Here is a 2,091-nt window from a genome sequence, read left to right as displayed (position 1 = left end):
GCGGCCGGTGACGACGGCCGCCGCGAGGTGGCGGTCTACGCCCGTCCCGAGGCCGGAGACGACGACCGCACCGTGGCGACCTGCCACGCCCGCGGATGGCTGGCCGCGGAGGACACCGCACCGGTGGCGTCGTGGATTCCCGCGGAGTGGCCGCCCGCCGGCGCCGTGGAGGTCACCGCGGACGCGCTGTACGCGGGGATGGCCGAGCTCGGGTTCGACTACGGGCCGATGTTCCAGGGCGTGCGTACGGCGTGGAAGGCTGACGGCGACTCGTACGCCGAGGTCGCCCTGCCCGGTGACACCGGCGGCGAGACCTTCGGCATCCACCCGGCGCTCTTCGACGCCTCCCTGCACGCGGGCCTGCCCCAGGACGGGCCGAGGGACACGGCCGTGCTGCCGTTCTCGTGGTCCGGGGTGCGCACCGGCCGGCGCGGCCTGTCCCGGGTGCGCGTCCGCATGCGCCGGGTCGACGAGACCGCCTTCGGCCTCGAGGTCGTCGGTGAGCAGGGCGAGCCGGTGCTGAGCCTGGAGCGGCTGGACCTGCGTCCGGTCGACCCGGCCCAGCTGGAGCGGCTGCGCCGCAGTGGCCGGCAGTCGGTCCACCGGCTCGACTGGGCCCCGGTCGAGGTCGGCGCGGCGCGGCCCGCCCGGGTGGCGGTCCTGGGCGGCCTGGCCGCCGCGGGCGACCGGTTCCCGGACCTGGCCGCGCTGGAGACGTCGCTCGCCGGCGGCGGCACGGCCCCGCACCTGGTGCTGGCCGCCGTCGGCACCCCGGACGGGGACACGGCCGGGGCGGCCCGTACCGCTGCCGCCGAGGCGCTCGCCCTGGTGCAGCGGTGGCTGGCGAGCGAGTGGCTCGGCGAGGCGCGGCTGGTCGTGGTGACCCGGCGCGCGGTCGCCGTCGACGGCGAGACCCCCGACGTCGCCCAGGCGGCGGTCTGGGGCCTGCTGCGCAGCGCCCAGTCCGAGCACCCCGACCGCTTCGTCCTGGTCGATCTCGACGGTGACGGTGACGGGCCGGACTGGGGCGCGCTCCTCGACACCGACGAACCGCAGGTCGCCGTGCGCGGCGACGCGGTGTTCGCGCCCCGCCTGACCACGGCCGCCGCGCCGGCCGACGACGTGTGGCACCTGTCCGTCACGCGCAAGGGCTCCCTGGAGGACGTGGAGATCACGCCCTGCGACGCCCGTCGTCCGCTCGCCGCCGGCGAAGTACGGATCGGGGTGCGTGCCGCGGGGGTGAACTTCCGCGACGTGCTGATAGCCCTCGGCCTGTACCCCGACGACGTGCCGCTGGGCGCCGAGGCGGCCGGTGTGGTGCTGGAGACCGGTGCGGACGTCACCGGGTTCGCGCCCGGCGACCGGGTGTTCGGCATCGTGATGGAATCCTTCGGCCCGGTGGCCGTCGCCCATCAGGGCCTGCTCGCCCGGATACCGGACGACTGGTCGTTCACCCAGGCGGCGTCCGTGCCGGTGGCCTACGCGACCGCCTACTACGGCCTGGTGGACCTGGCCGGGCTGCGCGCGGGGGAGCGGGTCCTGGTGCACGCCGCCGCCGGTGGCGTGGGCACGGCGGCCGTGCAGATCGCACGGCACCTCGGCGCCGAGGTGTTCGCCACGGCCGGCCCGGCGAAGTGGGACGCCGTACGGGCCTCCGGAGTGGCGGCCGACCACATCGCCTCCTCGCGGGAGACCGGCTTCCGGGAGACGCTGCTGGCCGCCACCGGGGGTACCGGGGTGGACGTGGTGCTGAACTCGCTCGCGGGCGAGTTCGTCGACGCCTCCCTGGACCTGCTGCCGCGCGGCGGCCGGTTCGTGGAGATGGGCAAGGCGGACATCCGCGACGCGGAGACGATCGCGGCGGAGCGGCAGGGCGTCGCCTACCGCGCGTTCGACCTGTGGGAGGCGGGACCGCAGCGACTGGGCGAGCTGCTGACCGAGATCGTGGCCCTGTTCCGGCGGGGGGCACTGGAGTTCGCGCCGATCCGCACCTGGGACGTCCGGCAGGGCCGCGAGGCGCTGCGCCACCTGCGCGAGGGTCTCAACGTCGGCAAGGTCGTGCTGACCGTCCCGGCACCGCTGGGCCCGGAG

The 2,091-nt window shown here is 76.3% G+C and carries 1 protein-coding gene; it reads left to right on the top strand.

Annotation, left to right across the window (positions count from 1 at the left end; genetic code table 11):
• Positions 1–2,091, top strand: a 2,091-nt coding sequence (locus IH00_RS0136520; RefSeq protein ID WP_031080825.1) for a polyketide synthase dehydratase domain-containing protein, incomplete at both ends; no start/stop codon positions are given.

Origin of the sequence: Streptomyces sp. NRRL S-118, from assembly GCF_000716335.1 — a bacterium.
Taxonomy (GTDB): domain Bacteria; phylum Actinomycetota; class Actinomycetes; order Streptomycetales; family Streptomycetaceae; genus Streptomyces.
This window is presented reverse-complemented; position numbering and strand designations above follow the sequence as displayed.